The organism is Micrococcus luteus (assembly GCF_014138885.1).
In the GTDB taxonomy this organism is placed as follows: domain Bacteria; phylum Actinomycetota; class Actinomycetes; order Actinomycetales; family Micrococcaceae; genus Micrococcus; species Micrococcus luteus.
In genome coordinates this window covers 123,892-149,303 of the sequence record NZ_JACJIK010000001.1, presented here as the reverse complement: position 1 = coordinate 149,303, position 25,412 = coordinate 123,892, and the positions used below count along the sequence as shown (strand labels likewise).

Sequence of the window (25,412 nt, the reverse complement as noted above, 5' to 3'; positions counted from 1 at the left end):
TTCGTGTCCATCCCGACCGGCCGCATCCCTCGACGACTGCGTGCCGGCGCAGTCAGGGAGAGTTCCAGCGGTGACCAATCACATGCAGCCCGACGACCAGCAGTCCCCCGCCACCGAGGCCGCCCCCGCGTCGGCCGAGGCCGCCGAGCCGACCGTGCCCGCCGAGGCCCGGCCCGTCCCCGAGGTCGTCCCCGACGCGCCGGCGCACGGTGATTCCTCCCAGCCCGCCGAGGCGCCCGCCGTGCCCTCCCCGGCCGCGATGAAGAAGGCCAGCCCGGCCGCCGTGCGCCCCGCGACGCCCGCCGCCGCGTCCGCCGCCCCGACCCCCGTCGTGGCCCCGACCGTGCCGCCCACCCCGGTGGAGGAGGCCGCCAGGTTCGCCCGGGTGAGCGAGGACGGCCACGTCACGCTGCTGGACGGGCAGGAGGAGCACGCGGTCGGCCAGGTGCCGGACGCGAGCACCGAGGACGCGCTGGCGTACTTCGTGCGCAAGTACGACGACGTGCGCGCCCAGATGGCCCTGTTCGAGCAGCGCATCGCCGCCGGCGCCCCCTCGAGTGAGCTGGGCCGGGCGCTGGGTCAGATGACGACCGCGGTGAACGAGCGCCACATGGTCGGCGACATGGACGCCCTCCGCACCCGCCTGGCGGCCCTGGAGACCCTCCTGGGCGACTACCGCGCCGCGGAACAGGAGGCCCGGCAGGCCGCCCAGGCCGAGCAGCTGGCCACCCGCGAGGCCATCGTCGCCGAGGCCGAGACCTTCGCCCAGACCCCGGCCGAGCGGATGCCCTGGAAGACCGCGTCCAAGCGCATGACGGAGCTGTTCGAGGAGTGGAAGGCCGCCCAGAAGGCCGGTCCGCGTCTGGCCAAGTCGGTCGAGGACGACCTGTGGAAGCGCTTCCGCGGCGCCCGCACCGCGTTCGACAAGACCCGCCGCGCCCACTTCTCCCGGCTGGACGCCGCCTCGGCCGAGGCCAAGCAGGTCAAGGAGCGTCTCATCGCCCGTGCCGAGGAGCTGTCCACCTCCACCGACTGGGGCGTGACCGCCGGCAAGTACCGCGACCTGATGGACGAGTGGAAGCGCGCCCCCCGGGCCTCCCGCAAGGAGGACGACGCCCTCTGGGCCCGCTTCCGCGCCGCCCAGGACGTCTTCTTCGCCGCCCGCAAGGCCGCGAACCAGGAGATCGACCGCGAGTACGGGGCCAACCTGAAGGTGAAGGAGCAGATCCTCGCCGACGGCCAGAAGCTGCTCCCGTTCACGGACGTCAAGGCCGGACGGCGCGCGCTCAACGAGCTGCGCGGGCGGTGGGAGGATGCCGGCCGCGTGCCCCGCGGGGACGTCCGCCGGATGGAGGAGGGCTTCCGCAAGCTCGAGGACGCCCTCAAGCAGGCGGAGAACGAGCACTGGCGCCGCACCGACCCGGAGACCAAGGCCCGCACGAACTCCGCCCTCACGCAGCTCGAGGAGACCATCGCGGGGCTCGAGGCGGATCTCGCCCGGGCCCAGGCCCGGGGCGACCAGCGCGCCGTCAAGAAGGCCCAGGAGGCGCTCGACGCGCGCCTGCAGTGGAAGCAGGCCCTCGAGGCCTCGGCCTCCGAGCTCCGCTGAGCCCCACCCGTCTCGAGCACGCCCCCGCGGCCCGCCTGTCCACAGGCGGCCGCGGGGGCGTCCCCGTCTCTGGCAGAATCCGGGCATGACGACCGTGACGATCGAGGAGACCGCCCCGACCGGGGCACTCGTGCTGGCGGGCGACCCCTTCACGGAGCCGGAGCTGCAGGCGCTCGGCGCGCGGGGCGCCGTGCGGCCGCTGCTGCCCGGGGTGTGGGCGCGGCCGGACGCCGCGGACGATCCCGCGGTCCGGGCCGCTGCCCTGTGGACCCTCGGCGGCCCGCTCCTGGCCGCCGGCTGGACCGCGATCGGCCCGTCGGCGGCCTGGATCCTGGCCGGCGGCGCGGCGCCCGGGCGGCTGCACGCGGCCGTGCCGCACTTCCACCGGCGCCCCGCCGGCGGGGGCCTGCTGCCCTGGACGCTCACGCAGTCGGACGTCGCGGCCGATGCCACGGGCGTCGCCCCCGCCGAGCACGACGTGCTCCGCTTCGGCCCCGTGCGGGTCACGACGCCCGCCCGGACAGTCGAAGACCTGCTGCTCAGCGCCGACCCGGATGCGGCGCGGCGCGCGGCCGCCGTGATCGGCGCCCACGGCGCCGCCGGGCTGCGGGAGCGGCTGGCCCGCCGGACCCGCCGTGCCGGCGTCGTGGCGGCCCGGCGCCGGCTGGGCGCGCTGCTGGCGGCGCTGGACGTCCCCGACTGAGGCCGGGAGGCTCAGGTGCGGTGCACGTCGAAGACGCCGTCGATGCGGCGCACCGCGTCGATCACGTGGCCGAGGAACCGGGGGTCGCCCATCTCGAAGACGAACCGGCTCATCGCCACGCGGTCGCGGGTGGTGTTCACGGAGGCCGAGAGGATGTTCACGTGGTTCTCGGAGAGGACCCGGGTGACGTCGGAGAGCAGCGACTTGCGGTCCAGCGCCTCGATCTGGATCTCCACCAGGTAGACGGTGTCCCGCGACGGCGCCCAGCTGACCGGGGTGCGGCGCTCCGGCTCCTGCGCGAACAGGGTCGCCAGGTTGGGACAGTCGACCCGGTGCACGGAGACCCCGGAGCCGCGGGTGACGAACCCGTCGATGGCGTCCGGCGGCACCGGGTTGCAGCACCGTGCCAGCTTGGCCATGACGCCGCCGTCGCCGTCCACGAGCACGCCGGCGTCGTTGGTGGCCCGCGCGGGGGCGCGCCGCGACTGGGCCGGGACCAGCTCCTGCAGGTCCACCTCGCCGACGGTCAGCTCGCCCTCCGGCTCGGCCTGCGTCGACGTCGGCGGAGCGAGGCGCTCCGCGACGCGTTCCTGCACGGACTGGGCGGACACGTGGCCGTCGCCGAGGGCCACGAACAGCCCGTCGAGGTCCGCGTAGCCGAGATCCGTGGCCACCTGCACCAGCTCCTCGCCGCCGAGCACCTGCTGCACGGCCATGCCGGCCTTGCGCAGCTGACGGGTCAGCGACTCGCGTCCCCGGTCGGCCTGCTCGTCGCGGCGCTGCGTGGCGAAGTGGTGACGGATCTTGGACCGGGCCCGCGGCGAGACCACGAAGCCCAGCCAATCCCGGCTCGGCCCCGCGTCCTCGGCGCGCGAGGTGAAGACCTCCACGGTGTCGCCGTGGCTGAGCGGCGTGGACAGCGGGACGAGCTTGTCGTTGACCCGGGCGCCGATGGTGCGGTGGCCGACGTCGGTGTGGATGGCGTAGGCGAAGTCCACGGGCGTGGAGCCGGCCGGCAGGGTGCGGATCTCCCCCTTCGGCGTGAAGACGTACACCTCGTCCGCCCCGATCTGGGTGCGCAGCGAGGCGAGGAACTCGTCCGGGTCCCGGGTGTCCGCCTGCCAGTCCATCACCGAGCGCAGCCAGGCCGGCGTGGCCTGCACCGGCGCCTGGCCGGCGACCTGGGCCTTGTACCGCCAGTGCGCGGCGACGCCGTACTCGGCCTGGCGGTGCATCTCCTGCGTGCGGATCTGGATCTCCACCGGCTTGCCGCCCGGCACCATCACCGTGGTGTGCAGGGAGCGGTACATGTTGAGCTTCGGGACCGCGATGTAGTCCTTGAACCGGCCCGGGACCGGGTTCCAGCGCGCGTGGATGACGCCGAGCACGGCGTAGCAGTCACGCACGGAGTCCACGAGCACCCGGATGCCCGTGAGGTCGTGGATGTCGTCGAAGTCCTTCCCGCGCGTCACCATCTTCTGGTAGATCGAGTAGTAGTGCTTCGGCCGTCCGGTGACGGTCGCCCGGATCCGGTGCTCGCGCAGGTGCTCCTCGATCACGGTGCGCAGCGCCGCGATGTGCTTCTCCCGCTCCGGGTTGCGCTCCCCCACGAGGCGCACGATCTCCGCGTACATCTTGGGCTTGAGGGCGGCGAAGGAGAGGTCCTCGAGCTCCCACTTGACGGTGTTCATGCCGAGCCGGTGGGCCAGCGGGGCGTAGATGTCCAAGGTCTCCTGGGCCTTGCGGGCGCTGGACTCCGGGGAGACGTACCGCCACGTCCGCGCGTTGTGCAGCCGGTCGGCGAGCTTGATGAGCAGGACGTTCACGTCCTGGGCCATCGCGATGACCATCTTGCGCACGGTCTCGGCCTGCGCCGCGGCGCCGTAGGTCACCTTGTCCAGCTTGGTCACGCCGTCCACGAGGAGGGCGACGTCGGAGCCGAAGTCGGCGCGGAGGCGCTCCAGGGAGTAGTCCGTGTCCTCGACGGTGTCGTGCAGCAGGGCCGCCAGGAGGGTCGGGCCGGTCACGCCGATCTCGGCGAGGATCGTGGCGACCGCGACGGGGTGGGTGATGTACGGGTCCCCGGAGCGCCGCATCTGCCCCTCGTGTGCCGCGCGGGCGACCTCGAAGGCGCGGACGATGTCGGCCAGCTCGGTCTTGGTGGCTCGCTGCCGCACGGTGCGCATCAGCGGCTCGAGCAGGGGCGAGTACTCGGTGGCGTGCCGGCCGGTCAGGCGTGCGATCCGGCTGCGGGGCCGGACCGGGGCGGGACGGGCCGGGGCGGGAGTGGGGTCCTGCTCGCTCATGGGCCACGCCTCCTGACTCGTGCGGCCCCGACCGCTCCGGCCGGGATGATCGGCGAGTCTACCCGCGCCCGTCCCGCCCCGCCCCAGAAAGACCGCCGGGCCCGGTGGCAGGTGCACCGGAGCCGCAGCGGCTCCGTCAGAGTCGCGCGCCGTCGTCCCAGGGGGCGACGTCGGGATCGGTGACCGCCTCTGAGGCACGCTCCCGGGCGGCGCGGGCCGCGGCCCGGGCGTCGTGGTCGCGCACGTCCGGGTCGTTGCGGCGCAGCAGGGCGTACAGCGGCGCCTGGAGGAACAGGGTGGACAGGGTGCCCACGATGATGCCCACGAACAGCGCGAGCGCGATGTCCCGCAGCGTGCCGGCACCGAGCAGCCCCGCGCCGATGAACAGGATCGAGCCGACCGGCAGGATGCCGACGACGGAGGTCGTGATGGACCGGACGAGCGTCTGGTTCACCGCGAGGTTCACGTTCTCGACGAAGGAGCGCTCCGGGTCCTCCTCGGCCCCGATCGTGTTCTCGCGGATCTTGTCGAAGACCACCACGGTGTCGTAGAGCGCGTACGACAGGATCGTGAGGAAGCCGATGATGGCCGACGGCGTGATCTCGAAGCCGGTGGCGCCGTAGATGCCGGCGGTCAGCGCGACCACGTAGAGCATGCCGAGCACGGCGGCCAGGGACATCTTCCAGGTGCGGAAGTACACGGCCATGAACAGGGTCACGAGCACCACGAAGATCACCAGGCCGATCAGGGCCTGCTGCGACACCGCGGCGCCCCAGGTCGGCCCCACGAAGGTCGAGGTCACCTGGTCCTGGCCGACGCCGTAGGCCTCCTGCAGGTTCGCGGCCACGGCTCGGGTCTGGGCGTCGTCAAGCTGCTCGGTCTGGACGCGCACGGTGCCCGGGGCGACGTTCGTGACGGTGGCGTGGCCGTCGGCCAGCACGTCGGTCACGGCGCGCTCGCCCGCGGCCACGTCGGTGGAGGCCGTCTGCGAGACGGTGAACTCGGAGCCGCCCCGGAACTCGATGCCGAGGTTGAAGCCACCGCGGAGGGCGGTCAGGCCGCCGGCGAGGACGAGCAGCAGGGCGGCGAGGGCGAACCACCGCCGCCAGCGCTGGATGAACGGGTAGGAGATGCGGCCCGAGTAGAGGGCGTTGCCCCAGTCGGCGAAGCGGTTCACTGGTCCTCCTCCTGGCGGCGGCGCTCGGCGCGGCGTCGCTCGGCGATCGTCATGGGCGGCGCGGTGCGCGAGCGGCGGCCGCCCCGGGCGGACGAGCCCGCGCGGGGGGCGCCCGTCGCGGCGAGCGGGCGCGGGGCGTCGGCGGCCGCCGCGTCGTCGGCGTCGGCCGGCTCGTCGGAGGCCTCCGCCGGGAGCCCGGTGCGGGGGGCAGTGGTGGGCTCGCGGAAGCGCCCGGCGCCCTGGTACAGGGACGGCCCGCCCAACAGCGACGGGTCCAGTCCGGACATCGGGTGTCCCTCGCCCACGAAGCGGGTCTGGGCCAACAGCACCATGAGCGGGTGGGTGAACATGAACACCACGATCAGGTCGGCGATCGCGGTGAGGCCGAGGGTGAACGCGAAGCCGCGCACGTTGCCGACGGCCACGAAGTACAGCACGACGGCGGCCAGCAGGTTCACGGCCTTGGACGCGGTGATCGTCCGCCGGGCGCGCTTCCAGCCCTCGTGCACGGCGACGGGCACGGTGTGGCCCGCGCGCAGCTCGTCCTTGATGCGTTCGAAGTAGACGATGAACGAGTCCGCCGTCAGACCGATCGCCACGATGAGCCCGGCGATGCCCGCGAGGGACAGGCGGTAGTTGTCCGTCCAGCCCAGGATCGCGATGGTCAGCCACGTCAGCACGCCCGCCACGATGATCGAGGCGAAGGTCAGCAGGCCCAGGGCCCGATACTGGAAGAACTGGTACACGGCCACGAGGCCGAGGCCGATCAGGCCGGCGATCAGGCCCCAGAAGAGCTGGTCCCGGCCGAGCGTGGCGGAGATCTGCTGCTCGGACTCGATCGAGAAGGAGATCGGCAGGGAGCCGTAGTTGAGCTGCTCGGCCAACTGCGCCGTCGTCTGCTTGTTCAGGGTGGGGCCGCTGATCTGCGCGCTGCCGTTGGTGATGACCACGTTGGACTGCGGCGCGGAGATCACGTCCCCGTCCAGCAGGATCGCGAACTGCTTGCGCGGGTCGCCCTCGGGGTACGGGGTGAGCTTCTGGGTGACCTCCGTGAAGGCCTTGGTGCCCTCCTCGTCGAACTCGATGTTGACGACCCACTGGTTGGTGGAGACGCCGCTCTGGGCCTGGGCCATGCCGTTGGACGCGCCCTTGATCTGGGTGCCCGGGATGACCACGGGGCCCAGGATGTACTTCTGGGCCGACGTGACGGCGCCGTCGGCGAGCTCCTCGGAGGGCTGGCAGGCGACGATCGCCCGGTCGGACGGCGGCGGGGGCGCGGCCGGGTCCCGCGGGGCGGTGCAGTCCGTGGCCTGGAACTCGGCCAGCAGGGCCGGGGTGACCCAGTTCGGGTCGTAGGCGTCGGCCGGCTCGCCGTCGGGCTTCGGCAGCTGGTCTTCGGGCAGGCGCTGGTCCTCGGGGGTGGCCTCCCCCGGGCCGGACTGCAGCACGGGGCGGAACTGCATGTCCGCGGACGCCTGGATCAGCCGGCGGGTCTCCTCGTCCGGGACCCCGGGCAGGGAGACGACCACGTTCTGGGAGCCCTGCGTGGCGACCTCCGCCTCGGCCACGCCGGAGCCGTCCACACGCTGGCGGATGATCTCCACGGCCTGGTCCAGCTGCTCGGGGGTGACGGACTCGCCCGTCGAGGTCTCGGGGGCCAGCACCATCTGCGTGCCGCCCTCGAGGTCGAGGGCGAGCTTGGGAGCCCAGGAGGCCGCGCCGGAGGCCACGCCCCCGCCGAGGATCGCGGCCAGGACCACGAGGAGGGCGGCCAGCCAGGTCAGGGTGCGCCCGGCGGAGCCGGAGGGTGTTCTCTTCGCCATTGCTCAGGTGCTTCCGTCACATCCGAGCGGCCCCGCCAGGCGGGGCCGCGTGTGCAGGGGTGGGTGGGCCTCAGGCCAGGTCGTCGCGGCGCGGACGCGGGTCGGCGTCGTCGGCGCGGTACTCGGTGCCGGGGGCGTCATCCCGACGCGACGGGTCCGTGGTGGGCGCGGCGGCCGCGGCGGCCGTCTCGGGCTCCACGACGGTGGTGATGCCCTGCAGGTGCACGTCCATGCGCGTGCCCGGGGCGGTCTCCAGCGTCACCCGCTGGGCCTCGGCGTCCACGGCCACGACGGTGCCGAAGATGCCGGCGCCGGTCATGACCTCGACGCCCGGGGCGAGGGTGCTGCGCATCTGCGCCTGCTGCTGCTGCATCTTCTTGCCCTTGCGGAAGGAGAGGAAGAGCATCACCGCGAGCAGGGCGAAGGCGAAGAGCATGAGCAAGCTGCCACCGCCTCCCTGGGCCTGCTGGGCGATCACGGGCAGGGTCGCGGCGGTGGCGACGGGCATGGGGGACTCCTGATGCTCGGGGTGGGCGGGCCTGTCCAGTGTAGGGGCCCGCCCTGGGCGTCACGGCCCCGGCGTGGCCTCTGGAGCGGCGAGGCCCAGGTGCTCCCAGGCCCCCGGCAGCGCGACGCGGCCACGGGGGGTGCGCGCCACCATGCCCTCGCGGATGAGGAAGGGCTCGGCCACGGTCTCCACGGTCTCGGCCTCCTCCCCCACGGCGGTGGCCAGCGTGCTGAGCCCCACGGGCCCGCCGCCGAACGTGGTGCACAGGGCGGTGAGCACGGACCGGTCGAGCCGGTCCAGGCCCCGCCCGTCGACGTCGTACATGTCCAGGGCGGCGGCGGCGTCGTGCGGGCCGACCTCGGCCAGCCCCTTCACGAGCGCCCAGTCCCGCACCCGGCGCAGCAGCCGGTTGGCGATGCGCGGGGTGCCGCGCGAGCGCCGGGCGATCTGCCGGTACCCCTCCGTGGCCAGCCGCATGTCCAGCAGCAGGGCGGAGCGGCGCAGGACGCGCTCGAGCTCCTCCTCGGTGTAGAAGTCCAGGTGGCCCGTGAAGCCGAAGCGGTCGCGCAGCGGCCCCGGCAGGAGGCCGGCCCGCGTGGTGGCGCCCACGAGCGTGAAGGGCGGCAGCTCGAGCGGGATCGAGGTGGCGCCGGCGCCCTTGCCCACCACGATGTCCACGCGGAAGTCCTCCATGGCCATGTAGAGCATCTCCTCGGCCGGGCGGGACATCCGGTGGATCTCGTCGAGGAAGAGCACCTCGCCCTCGGTGAGCGAGGACAGGATGGCCGCGAGGTCGCCCGCGTGCTGGATCGCGGGGCCGGAGGACAGCCGCAGGGGGGCGTTCATCTCCGCGGCCACGATCATCGCCAGCGTGGTCTTGCCGAGCCCGGGCGGGCCGGAGAGCAGGACGTGGTCCGCGGCGCGGTCCCGCAGCCGGGCGGAGGCGAGCATGAGGTCCAGCTGCTCGCGCACGCGCATCTGGCCCACGAACTCGTCCAGGTGCTTGGGGCGCAGCGCGACCTCGAGCCGGCGCTCCTCCGGGTCGACGGCCGCCGCGGACAGCGGTGAGGACTCCGCGCTCATCGCCCGCCTCGCACCGCGCCGGCCATGCCGACGTCGCGCAGGGTGGCGCGCAGCAGCGCGGCGACGTCGCGGCCCTCGTCCAGCTCCGGGCGGGCCGCCACGGTGGCCTCGACGGCCTTGAGCGCCTCCTTCTCGGACCAGCCCAGGCCGGCCATCGCCTGCACGACGTCGGCGTGCCAGAGCGCCTCGACGGTCGGCTCGGCGCTCGCCTCGGCCTCCGCCTCGGGCACCGGCTCCCCGGTGGGCGCGAGGCGGCCGGAGAGCTCGACGATGATCTTGCGCGCCATCTTCGGCCCGATGCCGGGCACGCGGGTGAGGGTCTTCTCGTCCTCCTCGGTGACCGCCCGGCGCACGGTCTCGGGGTGGTGGACGGAGAGGATCGCCAGGGCGAGGCGGGGACCCACGCCGTTGGCCGTGATGAGCACCTCGAACACCTCGCGCTCGTCGCGGTCCGCGAAGCCGTAGAGGGTCAGGGCGTCCTCCTTGACCACGAGGTGGGTCTGCACCGCCCCCGGCCGGCCCTCGTGCAGGGTGGACAGCGTCTGCGGGGTGGCGGAGAACTGCACACCCAGGCCGCCGACGGCGATGACCGCCCGGTCGAGGGCCACGTGCTCGACGGTGCCGCTGAGCGAGGCGATCATGAGGGGCCCTCCTGTCGGGACGGACGGACGCCGGTCGGCGCGGATTCGAACATATCATCGAACGCCGGCCCGGCAGCGGCCTACCGGCGACGCCCGCCGCCCGCCGAGCGCTCGGCGTCGAGCCAGGCCCGCTGCGCGGCGGTGAGCTGGCCCCGCGGGCGGGCGCGCGCGGGCGCCTTGGCGGCGAACTGCGAGCGCCCCGCCCGGGAGGCGAGGTCTGCGGTGTCGAGGCCGGTCTGGCCGGCGGCCGCGCCGAGGGCGGTGCCGCGCCAGCCGTGGGCGATGGCCAAGGCGAGGGCGTCGGCCGCGTCGGCCGGGCGCGGCGGGGCGTCGAGGCGGAGGATCCGGGTGACCATCGTGGTGACCTGCTCCTTGCCCGCATCGCCGTGTCCGGTGACGGCGGCCTTGACCTCGGAGGGGGTGTGCAGGCCCACGGGGACGCCGGCGCGCGCGGCCGCGGCGATCGCCACGCCCGCGGCCTGGGCCGTGCCCAGCACGGTCGGCGTGTTCGTGTTCGCGAACATGCGCTCGACGGCGGCGCGATCGGGCCGGTGCGCGGCGAGGACCGCGGAGACGGCCTCGTCGATGCGCAGGAGGCGCTGGTCCAGGGGGGCGGTGGGCGGGGTGCCCGTGACCTCGACGTGGACGAGCGCGGCCCGCCGTCGCGCGTCCACGTCCACCACGGCGATCCCGCAGCGGGTGAGCCCCGGGTCCACCCCGAGGATCCGGACGACGTCGGCGGGCCGGCGCGCGCTCAGCGCGATCAGTCCTCGTCGAGCTCGGCGAGGACCTCGGGGGCGATGTCCACGTTCGAGAAGACGTTCTGGACGTCGTCGAGGTCCTCGAGCGCATCGGCCAGCTTGAGGAAGGTGCGGGCGCCCGACGCGTCCAGGTCCACCTTCATGGTGGGGACGAACTCGAGCTCGTCGGACTCGTACTCCACGCCCGCCTCGTCGAGGGCCTTGGCCACGGACTGCAGGTCGGAGGGGTCCGAGAGGATCTCGAAGGAGTCGCCGGAGACGACGACCTCCTCGGCGTCCGCGCCGCCCTCGAGCACGGCCTCGAGCAGGCCGTCCTCGGTGTTGCCCTCGGTGGGCAGGCGCACGAGGCCCTTGCGCTCGAAGAGGAAGGAGACGGAGCCGGAGTCCGCCATGGTGCCGCCGTTGCGGGTGACGGCCGCGCGCACGTCCGCGGCGGCGCGGTTCTTGTTGTCGGTCAGGCACTCGACCAGCAGCGCCGAGCCCTGGGGGCCGCGGACCTCGTACATGATCTCGGCGTAGTCGATGACCTCGCCGGTCAGGCCGGCGCCGCGCTTGACGGCGCGGTCGATGTTGTCGTTGGGCACCGAGGCCTTCTTGGCCTTGGACACGGCCAGGTCGAGGGCGGGGTTGCCGGCGACGTCGGGTCCGCCGGCACGTGCCGCGACCTCGATGTTCTTGATGTACTTCGCGAACGCCTTGGCGCGCCGCGCGTCGATGACGGCCTTCTTGTGCTTGGTGGTCGCCCATTTGGAATGTCCTGCCATCACGCCTCCTCAGGTCTGGATCTCGTCTGCTGGCTCGACCGCCCAGTCTAGCGACGCCCGGTGGGGTGGCGCGGATCACGGCTGACTACACTCGCGCCCATGACCCACACCTCCGCGCCCTCCGTCCTGCCCGCCGACCACCCGCTGGCGACCCCCTCCGACCTGCCCTACGGGCTGCCCGACTTCTCCGCCGTCTCCGACGCGCAGCTGGCCGAGGCCGTGCGCGCGGGGATGGCGGCCCAGCGCGCCGAGGTCGACCAGATCCTCGGGGCGGCCACGGCGCCGACCTTCGAGAACACCGTCCGCGCGCTCGAGCTGTCCGGCCAGCTGCTGCGCCGCTCCGCCGCCATGTTCTTCACGCTCGTCGGCTCGGACGGCACGGACGCGCGGCAGGCCCTGGCCGAGGAGCTCTCCCCCGAGCTCGCGGCCCACGAGGACGCGATCCTGCTGGACCCGCGGCTGGCGGCGCGCGTCGCGGCGATCGACGACGGCGGCCTCACGGGCGAGGACGCCCGCCTGCTGGAGGCGCTGCGCCTGCGCCTCTCCCTGGCGGGGGCGGACCTGGACGACGCCGCGCGCGAGGAGCTGCGCGGGATCAACACGGAGCTGGCGTCCCTCTCGGCCGCCTACACGCGCCGCCTCGTCGCGGACACCGCGGCCCGCGCCGTGCTCGTCACGGACCGCGAGCGCCTGGCCGGTCTGAGCGAGGACGACCTGGCCGCGGCGGCGGGGGCGGCCGCCGAGGCGGGGCACGGGGACGGGGACGCGGCGGCGGGCCCGTGGCTGCTGACGCTGTCCCTGTTCACGTCGCAGCCGTGGCTGGCGTCCCTGCAGGACGAGGGGATGCGGCGCGAGGTGTTCGAGGCGTCGACGGGCCGGGGCGGGGCCGGGGAGCACGAGACGCTGACGACGGCGATGGCGATGGTGCGGCTGCGGCTGCGCAAGGCGCGGCTGCTGGGGGCGCAGAGCTGGGCCGAGCAGGCGCTGAAGGACCGGGCGGCGCCGTCGACGGCGGCCGTGGAGGAGCTGCTGGCCGCGATGGCGCCGCGGGCGATGGCCAACGCGCGGGCGGACGCGGCGACGGCGGCGGCGCACGCGGGCCGGACGGACGCCGAGGTGGCCCCATGGGACTGGCCGGCGCTGTCCGCGGCGTACGCGCGGGAGGAGTTCGCGGTGGACGCGGACGCCCTGCGCCCGTACTTCGAGCTGGACCGGGTGCTGACCGAGGGCGTGTTCGCGGCGGCGACGGCGCTGTACGGGCTCACGTTCGCCGAGCGCCCGGAGCTGGCGCGGCACCTGTACCGCCCCGGGATCCGGGTGTTCGAGGTGACGGGTGAGGACGGTGCCGGGGTGGGTCTGTTCGTCGCGGACCTGTTCGCGCGGCCGACCAAGTCGGGCGGTGCCTGGATGCACACGGTGCGGGACATGGCGGACGCCCTGGGCGAGCGCCCGGTGGTGTTCACCACGATGAATGTGCCGGCCCCGGCGGCGGGGCGTCCGGCCCTGCTGACGCTGGATGAGGCCACGACGCTGTTCCACGAGTTCGGCCACGCCCTGCACGGGCTGCTGGCCCGGGGCGAGTACGCCTCGCTCACCGGGACGAACGTGCCGCGCGACGTCGTCGAGTTCCCGTCGCAGGTCAACGAGGTGTGGCTGCGCGAGCCGTCCCTGCTGGCCGCGTACGCGCGGCACGTGGAGTCGGGCGAGCCGCTGCCGGCGGGGACGCTGGAGCGGCTCGAGGCGGCGGACCTGTGGGGCGAGGGGCACCGCACGGTCGAGTATTTGGGCGCGGCGCTCGTGGACTGGGCCTGGCACTCGCTGACGGAGGAGACGGTGGACGCCGCCACGGCCGACCCGGCCGCGTTCGAGCGCCGGGTGCTGACCGAGGCGGGCATCGACCCGGACCTGGTGCCTCCGCGCTACGGCACCGGCTACTTCAAGCACATCTTCGGCGGCGGCTACGCGGCCGGGTACTACTCCTACGTGTGGGCCGAGGTGCTGGACGCGGACGCCGTGGAGTGGTTCCGCGAGCACGGCGGGATGACGCGGGAGAACGGCCGCCGGTTCGCGGACGAGCTGCTCTCGCGGGGCGATACGCGTGACCTGCTGGAGTCCTACCGCGCGTTCCGTGGCCGGGACGCCGAGCTCGAGCCGCTGCTGCGCCGTCGGGGGCTGGCGGACGCCGCGGCCTGAGCGCGGTCAGCGCCCCCGGCCGCCGGGGCGGGGGGCGCTGAGCACGGCGCGCAGCCAGCCGCGCACGGTGGTGTCCCACTTGCGCGGGTCCACGTTCTGCTCGCGGGTGTGGCGGGCCTGGTGGAAGCGGACGAACCGCACGAGGTCCGGGTTGCGCTCGGCCAGGTCCTGCGAGGGGCCGACGGGCACGTACTCGTCGTCCTCGGAGTGCAGGATCAGCGTGGGCACACGCACGTGGTCGGCGCGGGTCACCCAGTCCAGGGCCTTGAGGTCCACGGGGGCGGCCAGGCCCGTGATGAACCGGCCGGCCCGGTTGGCCAGCAGCCACTGGCCGAGCAGGCCCACGGCTTCGGGGATCCGGTTGAGCCGGGCCTGGTGGCGCAGCACGTCCACCCAGTCGATGACGGGGCCCGTCAGGACCACGCCGCGCACGTGCGGGGCCAGCGGGGAGCGGTCCACGGTCTGCAGCACCACGGCCCCGCCCATGGACCAGCCGAAGAGGACGACGTCCCGGGCGCCGTGGTCGAGGGCGTAGCGGATGGCCGCCTCGACGTCCTCCCATTCGGTGGTGCCGAGCCCGTAGCGGGCGTCGGCGGCGTCCGGGGCGTCGCCGTCGTTGCGGTAGGAGATCAGCAGCGACGTCATGCCCAGGCGGCGGGCGGTCGGCACGGCGCGGATGCCCTCGTTGCGGCGCGCGCCGCGGCCGTGGACCATCACCGCCCACAGCCCCTCCGCGGGACGGGGTTCGCCGTCCTCGCTGGGGTCCGGCTCGATGCGCCATGCGCGGGCGTGGCCGCCGGGCACCGGCACCTGCACGTCCTCGGCGTCGAGCCCGGCGTCGGCGGGGGTCGGGTAGACGAAGCCGGTGAACCGGCCCCGGGTCGCCGTCGTCAGATCGCCGGAGAAGACCTCCTCGACCGCGCGCTGCACCGTGCCGTCCCGGGGGTCGAAGGAGGTGATCTCCCCGATGCGGGCGCATCCGGCGCCGTCGTCGAACGTGAGGGAGTACTGGCCGGGCACGGTGGTGTACTCGTCGGCCTGCAGGATCACGTCCTGCCCGGCGGGCGTGTCGACGACGGCGAGGATCGGCGTGGACTCGGCGTGGCGGCGCACGGGGGTCACCACGGTGCGGGCGAACACGCCTGCGAGCGCCGAGCTCGCCCCGGCCAGCACGAAGGCGGAGGCCGCGGCGACGCTGAGCACGGGCGGGGCCCAGCGGGCCACCGGGGAGGCCACGGCCACGCCGCCGCGCACCGATCCGGTGACTCCGCGGCGGACCAGGCGGCCCGCTCGGCGGACGCGGGAGTCGCGACCCCCGGCCCGCCGGGCTGCCACGGTGACGGCGGCGGCCAGGGCGGGCGGCAGGTCGGCGGGGTGGGGACGGGGACGGCGGGGTCGTGCGGCCATGCGCGCCATTGTCCTCCACGGGCGGGCGCGCCCGCCAATGCGACGCCGGTCGGGAACACGACGGCGCTCCGGACCGTTGCACCGGGCATGACCGAGACTCCCCACACCCCCCATGACGGCCCCACCCCCGACCCCGCGCGGGACGTCCCCGCTCCCGAGCAGACCCTGGCCGCCCCGGGCGGCGCCCGCCTGACGGACGAGGAGTGGGCCCGACGGCTCACGCCCGAGGAGTTCCAGGTGCTGCGCCGGGCCGGCACGGAACGGCCCTTCACGGGCGAGTACTGGGACTCGCACGTGAAGGGCGTGTACGCGTGCCGGGCGTGCGGATCCGAGCTGTTCCGCTCGGACGAGAAGTTCGACGCGCACTGCGGCTGGCCCTCGTTCTTCGCACCGCTCGCGGAGGACCGGGTGGAGTACCTGAAGGACACCACCCTGGGCATGGAGCGGATCGAGGTGCGGTGCGCGGCGTGCGGCTCCCACATGGGTCACGTCTTCGCGGGCGAGGGCTATGACACCCCCACGGACCTGCGCTACTGCATCAACTCGATCTCGCTGCGCCTGGCCCCCGCCGACGACGCGGCGGCCCCGGACGGGGCGCGCTGATCCGGTGCGGGAGCGCCGTGGCGTCCACGGCGCGCCCCCGCGGCCCGCTGGGCCCCGCAGCCTAGGCTGACGGGCATGAGCGTGATCGGGCCCCGTCGCCTCTCCGCCGCCCCCGGGGCGGTCGAGGCGCCCGTGCCGCCGGGGGTGTTCCGGCGTGCCCTGGCGGACCTGCGCGATGCGCGGCCACGGACCGAGGTGCGGCTGCGGGAGATCCCGGCACCCGAGGGGCAGGCGCCCTTCGCCGTCGCCCTCGCCGCCGACGTGTGCGACGGGCCGGGCGCGACCGGCGGCGTGCTGGCCACGGGGCGGTTCGTCCTCCTGCACGACCCGGCCCCGGACGCCCGGTGGCCGGGAGGCTTCCGGGCGGTGACATGGATCCGTGCGAGCCTGGAACCGGACGTCGCACTGGACCAGCTGGCCGGCGCCGTCGCGTGGACGTGGCTCGTGGAGGCGCTCGAGCGCCGCCACGCCGAGCACTCCCACGCCGGCGGCACCGCGACGCGCAGCATCGCGGAGGGCTTCGGGACGCTCAGTGCGGCCCCGGACACCACCGACATCGAGCTGCGCGCCTCGTGGACCCCGGCCCCGCGGGACCTCGGCTCGCATCTCGAGGCGTGGTCGGACATGATCTGCGCGTTCGCCGGTCTGCCGCCCGAGCACGCCGCGGACGTCCACACGGCCGGCCCCTGACCGCGCGCCCGCGCCTCCGACACACCGGGCCCCGGCCCGTCCCCGCCCCGACCTCCCCGAACAGGAGCAGCATGACCGACGCCCCCGAGACGGCCGCCCCGGACGCGCCCCCGCGGCTGATCGCCACACCGGCCGGTGGAGTCCCCCGGCTCACCGACACCCGCGCGGGCCTGGAGGCCTGCGCCGCGGCGCTCGCCGCGGGGACCGGGCCCGTCGCCGTCGACGCGGAGCGCGCCTCCGGGATCCGGTATGGCCAGCGGGCCATGCTCGTCCAGCTCAAGCGCGAGGGCGCCGGCATCTGGCTCGTCGATCCCGAAGCCCTCGACGGGCTGGCCCCGCTGCAGGAGGCCCTCGCGGGCGTCGAGTGGATCCTGCACGCGGCCAGCCAGGACCTGCCCTGCCTGGCCGAGCAGGGGCTGCGCCCCGATCGGCTGTTCGACACCGAGCTCGCGGCCCGGGTGTCCGGCCTGCCGCGCGTCGGCCTGGCCGCGGTCCTGGAGGAGCTGCTGGGGGTCACCCTCGCCAAGGAGCATTCGGCCGCCGACTGGTCGGTGCGTCCGCTGCCCGAGGCGATGCTCACCTACGCGGCGCTCGACGTCGAGCTGCTCGTCCCGCTGCGCGAGGCCCTGATCGCGCGCCTCGAGGCCGACGGCAAGCTCGCGTGGGCCGAGCAGGAGTTCGAGCACGTGCGCACGGCCCCGCCGCCCACGCCGAAGAAGGACCCCTGGCGCGGCACCTCGGGCTCCCAGACGCTGCGCCGCCCCGTGCAGCGCGCGGTCCTCAAGCGCCTGTGGGAGGCCCGCGAGGACCTCGCCCGCCACCGCGACGTCGCCCCCGGCCGGCTCATCCCGGACCGGTCGATCGTCGCCGCCGCGGCCGCCCAGCCGCGCACCGTCCCCGCCCTGCGCCAGACCTCCGGCTTCCACGGCCGCGCCGCGAGCCGCGAGGCCCCGCGCTGGATCGCCGCGATCCGGGCCGGCGTCGAGGACGCCGAGCGGGGCGACGCCCCCGCGGCGCAGATCCGCACCGGGGACGGCCCGCCCCCACCCCGGGCCTGGAAGGACCGGGACCCGGTGGCGGACCGCCGCCTGCGCACGGCCAAGGCCCGCGTCGCCCGACGGGCCGAGCAGCTGGGGATGCCCACCGAGAACCTCCTCACCCCGGACACCCTTCGGCGGATCTGCTGGACCCCGCCCGCCCCGATCACCCCCGAGACCGTCGACGCGTTCCTGACGGAGCGGGGCGCGCGCCCGTGGCAGGTGGAGAACGTCGGCGCGATCGTCACGGTCGCGCTCCTCGACCCCGATCCCGCCGGCGCCTGAGCCCCCGACGCGGCCGGCCGGATCGGTCCGTCGCGTCGCGTCGACGCGGAGGCTACTCGCCGGTAGTGTGACCCGCATGACATCCGTTTCTCTTGCTTCCTTCGACCACCTGCCCGCCCTGGCCCCGGATGAGGTCGTCACCACCGTCACCGTGACCGACCACGCCCTGCCCGAGGGTGCGGGCACGCTCGCGCTGCTCACGCTGGACAACGGGCAGGGACCCCGCCGGCCCGCGACCCTGGGCCCGGCCACGCTCCTCGGCCTCGGCCGGGTGCTCGACGAGCAGGCCGCCCGGGCCGCCGCGGGCGAGATCCAGGCCCTGGCCGTGACCGGTGTGGAGGGGACCTTCGCGGCCGGGGCGGACCTGTCCCTGATCGCGGGCCTCACCGACGACGTCGGCCGCGACCTGGCCCTGCTCGGCCACGCCGTCTACGACCGGCTCGCGGCCCTCGAGATCCCCACGGTCGCGCTCGTGAACGGCCTCGCCCTCGGCGGCGGCCTCGAGCTGGCCCTGGCCGCCGGACACCGCGTGGTGGCCGCCGATGCGAAGGGCTTCGGCCTGCCCGAGGTCCGGCTCGGCCTGATCCCCGGCTGGTCCGGCGTGTGGCGCGTGCCCCATCTGATCGGCCCGGAGGCCGCCGTCGACGTCGTGCTGAAGAACCCCCTCGACGACAACCGCATGCTCGACGCCCGCGCGGCGCACGGGCTCGGCCTGATGGACCGGATCGTGGAGGGGGACCTCCTCGACGCGGGCCTCGAGCTCGCCGCCGCCCTGGTCGCCGGGGACGAGTCCGTGGCGGCCGAACTGGCCGCCCACCGCGACCGCGACGTGTCCGACGCCGCCTGGGACCGCGCCCTGGCGGCGCTGGAGCGGCTGCAGGCCGCTCGCCCCGGACGCCACCTGCCGGCGCGCCGTCACCTGGAGGACCTGTTCACCGGCGCCCGCACGCGCACCCGCGCCGAGTCCGCCCAGGCCGAGGCGGACGCCCTCGGGACGCTGCTGCACTCCCCCGAGTTCCGGCGCACCGTGTACGCGTTCCTCGGCCTCGTCCAGGGCCGCGCCAAGCGCCCCGCCGGCGACCCGGGCCGCGAGCTCGCCCGCGAGGTCCGCAAGGTCGGCATCGTCGGTGCGGGCCTGATGGCCGGCCAGCTCGCCCTCGTCTTCGCCCGGCACCTGCGGGTGCCCGTCGTGATGACGGACATCGACGCCGAGCGTGTCGAGCGCGGCCTGGCGGGCGTGCGCGCGCAGGTCGAGAAGATGGTCTCCCGTGGACGGCTCTCCGCCGAGGACGGCGAGGCCCTGGCCGGGTTGATCACCGCGGACACGGACAAGGCGGTGTACGCGGACGCCGACATCGTCATCGAGGCCGTCTTCGAGGAGCTCGAGGTCAAGCGCACCGTCTTCCGCGAGCTCGAGGGCATCGTGCGTGAGGACGCCATCCTGATGACCAACACCTCGAGCCTGTCCGTGGCCGCCATGGCCGAGGTCCTCGAGCATCCCGAGCGCCTCGTGGGCTTCCACTTCTTCAACCCGGTGGCGGTCATGCCGCTCGTGGAGATCGTGCGGACCGAGGCGACGACGGACGAGGTCGTGGCCACCGCGTTCGAACTGACCCGCCGGCTCCGCAAGACCGGCGTGCTCGTCCACGACGCCACCGCGTTCGTGGTCAACCGCGTCCTGCTGCGCATGATGGGCGAGGTGCAGAACTCCTTCGACGAGGGCACCGACGCGCACGAGGCCGACCACGCGCTGGACCCGCTGGCCCTGCCGATGACGCCGTTCACCCTCCTGGCCATGGTCGGCATCCCCGTGGCCCAGCACGTGTCCGAGTCCCTCTCCGCGTCCTTCGGCGCGGAGCGCTTCCCGGTCTCGGCGAACCTGCAGCGCCTGATCGACGCCGGCAAGACCGCGATCTGGGCCAAGGACGTCCGCCCCGACCGGCGCGACGAGGAGGCCGCCGGCGCGACCGGCGAGCAGATCCCGGAGGCGACCGCGGCCCTGCTGGAGCAGGGCTCGACCCCGCAGACCTCCGAGGAGCTGCTGCGCCGGGTCGAGGACGCGCTGGCCGAGGAGATCGGCCTGCTCCTGGACGAGCGCGTCGTCGCGGCCCCCGAGGACGTGGACCTGTGCATGATCCTCGGCGCCAACTGGCCCCTGCACCTGGGCGGCATCACGCCGTACCTGGACGACTGCGGGGCCGCCGAGCGGGTGAACGGGCGGCGCTTCCACCCGGCCGCGCAGGCCTGACCGGCCCCGGCCGGGCCGTCCGCGACGGCCCGGCCCACGGCTCAGGCGATCGGCAGCCCGGCGAACGTCACCACGTGCGCGTCGAGCCCGGCGGTCGCCGCGGCCTGGTCGGCCACGGGGGTCGAGGCGGTGCCCCCGCCCCATTCGGAGGCGACCACGGCGCCCTCGCGCACGAGGTGCGCCCCCAGCTCCACGCCGTCCGCGACGACGGCCACCCGCACGTCCGACCCGCCCGCGTCCGCCGGGCGCAGCTCGGCGCGGGGCACGCGCAGCCCGCCCTGCAGGGGCGAGGCCTCCTCGAGCCGGTCCACGGCGAGCGGGCCCTCGGCGGCCACCCGCGCGAGGAGGAGGTACTCCGCGTACGAGGGCAGCACCGCGGCGTCGATGCCGGCCCGCTCACGGTCGATGCGCACCCGCTGGGCTCCGGCGGAGTCCTCGTGGGTCGTCCATGCCCAGCCGTCCCCGTCGGGCGTGAAGCCGACCTGCGTCTGGGCGAGGTAGCGCTCGGGCAGTCCACCGCGGGCGGCGCGCTGGGCGGGCGTGGGGGCGAAGCCCATGCGGGTGGTCAGCACGCCGTCTTCCAGCACCCGGTGCAGGAAGCCGACGTGCACGTCGTCGAGGGTCACGGCCTCCCACCGCTCGAAGGGAGTGAGGTCGAAACGGGCGGCGCCGGTGGGGCGCGGGGCGGGGTGGGTCACGGCGGTGCTCCTGGGGCTCGGGGGTCCGTCCCCCCGATCCTCGCACCCGTCGGGCCCGGTCGCATCCGCCCTCGCCACGGGCGATAATGGGTCGATGACCACGCAGGACTCCCCCCTCACCCCGAACTCCTCCCGGTCCGGCTGCTGCGACGACCACGCCCGCCCGGACACCTCCCGCCGCACCGTCCTGGGCCGCGGCGCCGCCGTCGCCGCCGCGGGTGCCGGCACACTCGCGCTGGCCGGCTGCACGGACCGGCTGCGTGAGAAGGACACCGCGCAGGACCACTACACCGGCTCCGACGCCGTCGACGCGCTGCCCGCCGCCGAGCTGCCCGTGGGCGCCTCCCGGGAGGTGCAGGTGCAGGGTCGGACGCTGATGATGCATCGCGTGGACGAGACCACGGTGACCGCCTTCACCAACGTGTGCACGCATCAGGGCTGCCTGCTCCAGGTCGTGGACCGGCAGGAGGGCCCGGCCTACGCCTGCCCCTGCCACGGCTCGCACTTCGACGTCACCTCGGGGAAGCCGTTCGGCGGCCCGGCCCGCAAGGCCCTCATGGACTACGACGCGGCCGTCGTCGACGACCGCATCGTCGTCAAGCTCTGAGCCCGGCTCATTCCTCCGGCGCGCCGTAGCGCCGGCGCGGGGGCACCACGACGGCGGAGCGGTCGTTGGGGTCCCACGCCGGCTGCTCGCGCCGCCGCGCCGGGTAGTAGCGGTGCCGCCACCAGAACCAGATGAGCGCCCCCAGCACCGGCAGCAGCAGCATGAGGCCGACCCACGGCAGGCGCGCCCGGGCGTCCAGGGGGCTGCGGCCCAGCGAGACGAAGCCGGCCACCCACAGCGCACCGGCCACGACGGACACGGTCCAGCCCAGGGCGGCCTCCCCCGGCGTCGGCACGAGCGGGGTCGCGGCGGCCGCGCCGGTCAGCGCGCCGGCCATCAGAAGAGCGCGACCTTCTCCGGGCCCGGGAACAGGGCGTCCAGCTCGGCCAGGTCCTCCGCGGTGGCGAGCCAGTCGGCCGCCGCCGCGTTCTCCACGACCTGCGCGGCACGGGTGGCGCCGGCGATCACGGAGGACACCGGTCCCTGCGCCGCCAGCCACCCGATCGCGGCCTGGACCTCGGTGATCCCCCGCTCCCGGGCGAACCGGCCGAACGCGGCCAGCTGCTCCAGGTCGGCGTCGGCCACCATGTGCTGGCGCACGTGGGACAGGCGCGAGCCCTCGGGGGCGTCGCCCTGCGAGTACTTGCCCGTGAGCAGCCCGTTGGCCAGCGGGAAGTACGGCAGGACGCCGAGCCCGAACTCGGCCGCCGCCGGGACCACCTCGAGCTCGGCCCGGCGGTCCAGCAGGTTGTAGTGGTTCTGCGCGGACACGAAGCGCTCCACGCCCAGCTCGCGGGCCACGTACTCGGCCTGGGCGATCTGCCACCCGGCCCGGTTCGAGTGGCCCACGTAGCGGACCTTGCCGGCGCGCACGAGGTCGTCGAGCGCGCGGAGGGTCTCCTCGATGGGCGTGGCCGGGTCCGGGGTGTGGAACTGGTAGAGGTCGATCCAGTCGGTGCCGAGGCGGCGCAGGGAGTCCTCGACGGCGCGCACGATGTACCGGCGGGAGCCCCGCGCGCCGCCGTCGTCGCCGGCGACACCGCCCATGTCCATGCCGAACTTGGTGCCGATCACCACCTCGTCGCGGCGGGCGCCCAGGGCGCGGCCGAGCCGCTCCTCGGACAGGCCGGGCTCGGCGCCGTAGACGTCGGCGACGTCGAAGAAGGTGATGCCGGCGTCGAGCGCGGCGTGGACGACGGCGTCGGTGCCGGCCTGCTCCAGCGTGGCGGTGCCGGGGCGGCCGAGGTTGTTGCAGCCCAGGCCGACGACGGAGACGGTCAGCCCGGAGCGGCCGAGACGGGTGTGGCGCACGGGTCAGCCCTCCTGCTCTGCGGTGCGGACGTCCACCTTGTTCGGCTGCACGCCGTCGGCGCGCTTGGCGGCCGCCGGGATCTCGGCGGCGGCCTTGCGGGCGTGGGGGGTCCGGACGCGCAGCACGAGGGCACCGGCCTCCTCGACGACGTCCTCGACCTCGCCAAGACCGCGCCAGGCCAGCTGGTGGGTCACCTCGACGCGCAGCCGTTCCACGGTGCGCCGCTCGATCACCGTGGCCTCCCGGCCGCGGAGCCGGTAGGCCACCGGCAGCACGGCGAAGGTCGCGGGGTCCGCCTCGGCGAAGCCCTCCTCCGCGCCCTGCGCCACGAACGCGGCCAGCAGCTGATCACCCTCGGCCTGGTCGGCCAGGGGCTGCTCCCCGACGGTGCCGGGCTGGCCGACCCGGCCGTGGTGGACCACGAACTCCCCGGCCTCCGCGTCGGCCCATGCCTCGCGGTACTCGAAGAGCCGGGTGCCGTCGTCGCCGACGGTCTCACGGTACAGCCGGACGATGCTCATGCCTGCTCCTGGTGGTGGGGGGCGGCCGCGTCCTCGGGGACGGGCCGGGCGTACGGGACCTTGGCGCCGAGGACCTGGGCGACGGTGTCCTGGGTGATGCGCTGCGCGGTGAGGCCCACGCGGGCCAGCACCTGCTCGCGGCTGCCGTGGGCGAGGAACTCGACCGGCAGGCCGACCTCGTTCAGGGCGGTGTCCACGCCGGCCGCGCGCATCTCCTGCCGGATCCGCGAGCCGACGCCGCCGGCCCGCACCCCGTCCTCGAGGCACACGACGATCCGGTGGCGGGCGGCCGTGTCGATCACGGACCGGGCCACGGGCAGGACCCACCGCGGGTCGATCACCGTGGCGCTGATGCCGTGCCGCTCGAGCCGTTCGGCGACGTCGAGGCCGAGCTCGGCCATCGCGCCCACCGCCACGATCAGCACGTCCCGCTCGGCGCCGTCGCGTCCGCCGGCCTCGCCGCGCCGGGCGAGCACGTCCGTGCCGTCCGACAGCCGCTCCAGGGCGCGCACCGGCTCGCCGACCGAGCCCTTCGCGAACCGCACCACGGTGGGCGCGTCCTCGACGGCGACGGCCTCGCGCAGCTCCTCCCGGAGCGTGTCCGCGTCGCGGGGCGCGGCGATCCGCAGCCCCGGGACCGACTGCAGCAGGGCCAGGTCCCACATGCCGTGGTGGCTCGGGCCGTCCGGCCCGGTGACGCCCGCGCGGTCCAGCACGAACGTCACGCCCGCACGGTGCAGGCCCACGTCCATGAGCACCTGGTCGTAGGCGCGGTTGAGGAAGGTCGCGTAGACGGCCACCACGGGGTGCAGACCGCCGAAGGCCATGCCGGCGGCCGAGGTGACCGCGTGCTGCTCGGCGATGCCGACGTCGAACACCCGGTCCGGATGGGCCAGCGCCATCGGGGCCAGGCCCACGGGGTTCTGCATGGCGGCGGTGATGGCCACGACGTCCGGCCGCTCATTCGCGATCGCGACCATCTCCTCGCCGAACACGGAGGTCCAGGACTGGGCCGTCGACGAGGTGATGGGCTCGCCCGTGGAGGGGTCGATCACGCCGATCGCGTGGAACTGGTCCGCCTCGTGCGCGACCGCCGGCGGATAGCCGTGCCCCTTCTCGGTCATCGCGTGGACGATCACGGGCCCGCCGTACGCCCGCGCGTCCTCCAGGGCCTCCTCCATGGCGGTGAGGTCGTGACCGTCCACCGGGCCGATGTACTTCATGCCCAGGTCCTCGAACAGGCCCTGCGGCGCCCAGAGGTCCTTGAGGCCCTTCTTCGCCGCGTGCAGCGGCCGGTACACCAGCTCACCCGCGAGGCCAGCCTCCTGGAGGCGGCGCTTGAGGTAGTCGAGGGTCTGCTCATAGCGGTGGTGGGTGCGCACCTTGTCCAGCACCCCGCGGCGCAGTCCGCCCAGGTGCTCGGCGACACCGCCCACGGTGGGCGCGTACGAGCGGCCGTTGTCGTTGACGACGATCACCACGCGCCGGTCCCGGCCGGCGGCGATGTTGTTGACGGCCTCCCAGGCCATGCCCCCCGTGAGCGCACCGTCGCCGATCACGGCCACCACGGTGCGGTCCCCCTGCCCGGTCTGCGCCCAGGCCCGCGCGATGCCGTCCGCCCAGGAGAGCGAGCTGGAGGCGTGCGAGGACTCCACCACGTCGTGCTCGGACTCGGTGCGGTCGCCGTAGCCGGACAGACCCCCCTCCTGGCGGAGCGTCGTGAAGTCCTGGCGTCCGGTGAGCAGCTTGTGCACGTACGACTGGTGGCCCGTGTCGAAGATGACCGCGTCCTTGGGCGACTCGAACACGCGGTGCACGGCCAGCGTCAGCTCGACGACGCCCAGGTTCGGTCCGAGGTGGCCGCCCGTCTTGGAGACGTGGGCGATCAGGTAGGCGCGGATCTCCGCCGCCAGCGCGGTCAACTGGTCCTCCGTGAGGGCCGACAGGTCCGCCGGGCGGGCGATCTGCGGCAGCAGCGGGGCGCCGGGGCTCGTGGGGGGCAGATGTTCCATGGTGCGACCAGCCTACTCCGCGGCTCCGCACCCGGGCGGGACGCGGGCGGCGGCCCGCGCGGGCGGGCCCCGTGGATCAGGCCTTCGCGGCGATCTGACGGAGCACGTACTGAGACATGCTTCGCTCTGCCTGGCGATAGTCGCACAGCTTCCGTCGGCTCTCAGGATCCCTGTCTCGATGGGACGCCCGACGATGCAACCGGACAAGACCAATTTCTCTTGGGTGATCGGCGGTACTGGGATCGTCTTCTCACCACGGTGATGTTCACGAGACGACGCAGCTGATCCCGTCACGACGGCGAGCGAGGTGAGCCCGTCCGTTCGGGCCTCGATTCCATCTGCGACCAGAGCCGCCGAGCCGATGTTCTCCATCGCAGCCTCAGCGCTGCCACCCCGGGTCGATTGGATCTTGGCCGGGCGATTC

General features: G+C 74.7%; 22 protein-coding genes. 8 read left to right on the top strand and 14 right to left on the bottom strand.

Annotated elements, in window-relative coordinates; all coding sequences use genetic code 11:
• The first annotated feature begins 70 nt into the window (after positions 1-70).
• On the top strand, positions 71-1,609 hold the full coding sequence (locus tag HDA34_RS00605; protein ID WP_095694637.1) for a DUF349 domain-containing protein: 1,539 nt from the start codon (positions 71-73) through the stop codon (positions 1,607-1,609).
• Between the two features lie 85 nt (positions 1,610-1,694).
• Positions 1,695-2,312 carry a hypothetical protein gene (locus HDA34_RS00600; RefSeq protein ID WP_036380977.1) on the top strand — a complete coding sequence of 206 codons (618 nt, stop codon included), beginning with the start codon at positions 1,695-1,697 and terminating at the stop codon, positions 2,310-2,312.
• An 11-nt stretch (positions 2,313-2,323) separates the two neighbouring features.
• Here HDA34_RS00600 and HDA34_RS00595 read toward each other — a convergent pair whose 3' ends face one another.
• The 8 genes from HDA34_RS00595 to HDA34_RS00560 all read right to left on the bottom strand — a co-directional run bounded on the left by HDA34_RS00595 (position 2,324) and on the right by HDA34_RS00560 (position 11,375).
• Positions 2,324-4,618 (bottom strand): RelA/SpoT family protein, encoded by a 2,295-nt coding sequence (locus HDA34_RS00595; protein WP_134377124.1) that lies wholly within the window; start codon positions 4,616-4,618, stop codon positions 2,324-2,326.
• A 136-nt stretch (positions 4,619-4,754) separates the two neighbouring features.
• Positions 4,755-5,795: a protein translocase subunit SecF gene (gene secF, locus HDA34_RS00590; protein ID WP_036317952.1), complete on the bottom strand. Its 1,041-nt coding sequence runs from the start codon at positions 5,793-5,795 to the stop codon at positions 4,755-4,757.
• Positions 5,792-7,618: a protein translocase subunit SecD gene (gene secD / locus HDA34_RS00585; RefSeq protein ID WP_134377123.1), complete on the bottom strand. Its 1,827-nt coding sequence runs from the start codon at positions 7,616-7,618 to the stop codon at positions 5,792-5,794. The genes secF and secD overlap by 4 nt, the downstream gene beginning before the upstream one ends.
• 70 nt (positions 7,619-7,688) lie before the next feature.
• Positions 7,689-8,126, bottom strand: coding sequence for a preprotein translocase subunit YajC (yajC, locus tag HDA34_RS00580; protein ID WP_049147635.1), 438 nt, complete (start codon positions 8,124-8,126; stop codon positions 7,689-7,691).
• A 60-nt stretch (positions 8,127-8,186) separates the two neighbouring features.
• Positions 8,187-9,209 (bottom strand): Holliday junction branch migration DNA helicase RuvB, encoded by a 1,023-nt coding sequence (gene ruvB / locus HDA34_RS00575; protein WP_095353336.1) that lies wholly within the window; start codon positions 9,207-9,209, stop codon positions 8,187-8,189.
• A complete protein-coding gene (ruvA, locus tag HDA34_RS00570; RefSeq protein WP_049147639.1) occupies positions 9,206-9,850 on the bottom strand; it encodes a Holliday junction branch migration protein RuvA in 645 nt (214 codons plus the stop codon). Before ruvA ends, ruvB begins: the two co-directional genes overlap by 4 nt.
• 80 nt (positions 9,851-9,930) lie before the next feature.
• Positions 9,931-10,566, bottom strand: coding sequence for a crossover junction endodeoxyribonuclease RuvC (ruvC, locus tag HDA34_RS00565; RefSeq protein WP_036317938.1), 636 nt, complete (start codon positions 10,564-10,566; stop codon positions 9,931-9,933).
• Between the two features lie 47 nt (positions 10,567-10,613).
• Positions 10,614-11,375, bottom strand: a complete 762-nt coding sequence (locus HDA34_RS00560; protein ID WP_049147641.1) for a YebC/PmpR family DNA-binding transcriptional regulator — start codon at positions 11,373-11,375, stop codon at positions 10,614-10,616.
• Between the two features lie 99 nt (positions 11,376-11,474).
• On the opposite strand from HDA34_RS00560, the gene HDA34_RS00555 reads away from it, so the two are divergent.
• Complete coding sequence (locus HDA34_RS00555) at positions 11,475-13,568, top strand: M3 family metallopeptidase (RefSeq protein WP_049147643.1); 2,094 nt, start codon at positions 11,475-11,477, stop codon at positions 13,566-13,568.
• Positions 13,569-13,574: 6 nt separating this feature from the next.
• Here HDA34_RS00555 and HDA34_RS00550 read toward each other — a convergent pair whose 3' ends face one another.
• Positions 13,575-14,975 carry an alpha/beta hydrolase family protein gene (locus HDA34_RS00550; protein WP_020627847.1) on the bottom strand — a complete coding sequence of 467 codons (1,401 nt, stop codon included), beginning with the start codon at positions 14,973-14,975 and terminating at the stop codon, positions 13,575-13,577.
• 87 nt (positions 14,976-15,062) lie between these two features.
• Between HDA34_RS00550 and msrB the strand changes: the two genes are divergently transcribed.
• The 4 genes from msrB to HDA34_RS00530 all read left to right on the top strand — a co-directional run bounded on the left by msrB (position 15,063) and on the right by HDA34_RS00530 (position 19,838).
• On the top strand, positions 15,063-15,578 hold the full coding sequence (msrB, locus tag HDA34_RS00545; RefSeq protein WP_020627848.1) for a peptide-methionine (R)-S-oxide reductase MsrB: 516 nt from the start codon (positions 15,063-15,065) through the stop codon (positions 15,576-15,578).
• A gap of 75 nt (positions 15,579-15,653) precedes the next feature.
• Positions 15,654-16,268, top strand: coding sequence for a DUF3000 domain-containing protein (locus HDA34_RS00540; protein WP_020627849.1), 615 nt, complete (start codon positions 15,654-15,656; stop codon positions 16,266-16,268).
• Positions 16,269-16,339: 71 nt separating this feature from the next.
• Complete coding sequence (locus tag HDA34_RS00535) at positions 16,340-17,590, top strand: ribonuclease D (RefSeq protein WP_020627850.1); 1,251 nt, start codon at positions 16,340-16,342, stop codon at positions 17,588-17,590.
• A gap of 76 nt (positions 17,591-17,666) precedes the next feature.
• A complete protein-coding gene (locus tag HDA34_RS00530; RefSeq protein WP_049147647.1) occupies positions 17,667-19,838 on the top strand; it encodes a 3-hydroxyacyl-CoA dehydrogenase NAD-binding domain-containing protein in 2,172 nt (723 codons plus the stop codon).
• Between the two features lie 41 nt (positions 19,839-19,879).
• On the opposite strand, the gene HDA34_RS00525 is transcribed toward HDA34_RS00530, so the two are convergent.
• Complete coding sequence (locus HDA34_RS00525) at positions 19,880-20,536, bottom strand: hypothetical protein (RefSeq protein ID WP_134377122.1); 657 nt, start codon at positions 20,534-20,536, stop codon at positions 19,880-19,882.
• A 94-nt stretch (positions 20,537-20,630) separates the two neighbouring features.
• Between HDA34_RS00525 and HDA34_RS00520 the strand changes: the two genes are divergently transcribed.
• Positions 20,631-21,143 (top strand): Rieske (2Fe-2S) protein, encoded by a 513-nt coding sequence (locus tag HDA34_RS00520; RefSeq protein ID WP_020627853.1) that lies wholly within the window; start codon positions 20,631-20,633, stop codon positions 21,141-21,143.
• A 7-nt stretch (positions 21,144-21,150) separates the two neighbouring features.
• On the opposite strand, the gene HDA34_RS00515 is transcribed toward HDA34_RS00520, so the two are convergent.
• Genes HDA34_RS00515 through dxs form a run of 4 tightly spaced genes read right to left on the bottom strand, consistent with a single transcriptional unit; the run spans position 21,151 to position 24,988 of the window.
• Positions 21,151-21,480, bottom strand: a complete 330-nt coding sequence (locus HDA34_RS00515; RefSeq protein ID WP_020627854.1) for a PLD nuclease N-terminal domain-containing protein — start codon at positions 21,478-21,480, stop codon at positions 21,151-21,153.
• Positions 21,480-22,454: an aldo/keto reductase gene (locus HDA34_RS00510; RefSeq protein ID WP_036317666.1), complete on the bottom strand. Its 975-nt coding sequence runs from the start codon at positions 22,452-22,454 to the stop codon at positions 21,480-21,482. The genes HDA34_RS00515 and HDA34_RS00510 overlap by 1 nt, the downstream gene beginning before the upstream one ends.
• 3 nt (positions 22,455-22,457) lie before the next feature.
• Positions 22,458-22,976 (bottom strand): hypothetical protein, encoded by a 519-nt coding sequence (locus HDA34_RS00505; RefSeq protein ID WP_095694651.1) that lies wholly within the window; start codon positions 22,974-22,976, stop codon positions 22,458-22,460.
• Positions 22,973-24,988: a 1-deoxy-D-xylulose-5-phosphate synthase gene (dxs, locus tag HDA34_RS00500; protein ID WP_049147652.1), complete on the bottom strand. Its 2,016-nt coding sequence runs from the start codon at positions 24,986-24,988 to the stop codon at positions 22,973-22,975. Before dxs ends, HDA34_RS00505 begins: the two co-directional genes overlap by 4 nt.
• Positions 24,989-25,412 lie beyond the last annotated feature (424 nt).

Coding starts and splice junctions, on each gene's coding strand:
- HDA34_RS00595 (WP_134377124.1), bottom strand. CDS start 4,618: ATGAGCGAGCAGGACCCCACTCCCGCCCCGGCCCGTCCCGCCCCGGTC.
- HDA34_RS00555 (WP_049147643.1), top strand. CDS start 11,475: ATGACCCACACCTCCGCGCCCTCCGTCCTGCCCGCCGACCACCCGCTG.
- ruvB (WP_095353336.1), bottom strand. CDS start 9,209: ATGAGCGCGGAGTCCTCACCGCTGTCCGCGGCGGCCGTCGACCCGGAG.
- msrB (WP_020627848.1), top strand. CDS start 15,063: ATGACCGAGACTCCCCACACCCCCCATGACGGCCCCACCCCCGACCCC.
- secD (WP_134377123.1), bottom strand. CDS start 7,618: ATGGCGAAGAGAACACCCTCCGGCTCCGCCGGGCGCACCCTGACCTGG.
- yajC (WP_049147635.1), bottom strand. CDS start 8,126: ATGCCCGTCGCCACCGCCGCGACCCTGCCCGTGATCGCCCAGCAGGCC.
- HDA34_RS00540 (WP_020627849.1), top strand. CDS start 15,654: ATGAGCGTGATCGGGCCCCGTCGCCTCTCCGCCGCCCCCGGGGCGGTC.
- HDA34_RS00535 (WP_020627850.1), top strand. CDS start 16,340: ATGACCGACGCCCCCGAGACGGCCGCCCCGGACGCGCCCCCGCGGCTG.
- HDA34_RS00600 (WP_036380977.1), top strand. CDS start 1,695: ATGACGACCGTGACGATCGAGGAGACCGCCCCGACCGGGGCACTCGTG.
- ruvA (WP_049147639.1), bottom strand. CDS start 9,850: ATGATCGCCTCGCTCAGCGGCACCGTCGAGCACGTGGCCCTCGACCGG.
- dxs (WP_049147652.1), bottom strand. CDS start 24,988: ATGGAACATCTGCCCCCCACGAGCCCCGGCGCCCCGCTGCTGCCGCAG.
- HDA34_RS00530 (WP_049147647.1), top strand. CDS start 17,667: ATGACATCCGTTTCTCTTGCTTCCTTCGACCACCTGCCCGCCCTGGCC.
- HDA34_RS00560 (WP_049147641.1), bottom strand. CDS start 11,375: ATGGCAGGACATTCCAAATGGGCGACCACCAAGCACAAGAAGGCCGTC.
- HDA34_RS00515 (WP_020627854.1), bottom strand. CDS start 21,480: ATGGCCGGCGCGCTGACCGGCGCGGCCGCCGCGACCCCGCTCGTGCCG.
- HDA34_RS00550 (WP_020627847.1), bottom strand. CDS start 14,975: ATGGCCGCACGACCCCGCCGTCCCCGTCCCCACCCCGCCGACCTGCCG.
- HDA34_RS00520 (WP_020627853.1), top strand. CDS start 20,631: ATGACCACGCAGGACTCCCCCCTCACCCCGAACTCCTCCCGGTCCGGC.
- HDA34_RS00505 (WP_095694651.1), bottom strand. CDS start 22,976: ATGAGCATCGTCCGGCTGTACCGTGAGACCGTCGGCGACGACGGCACC.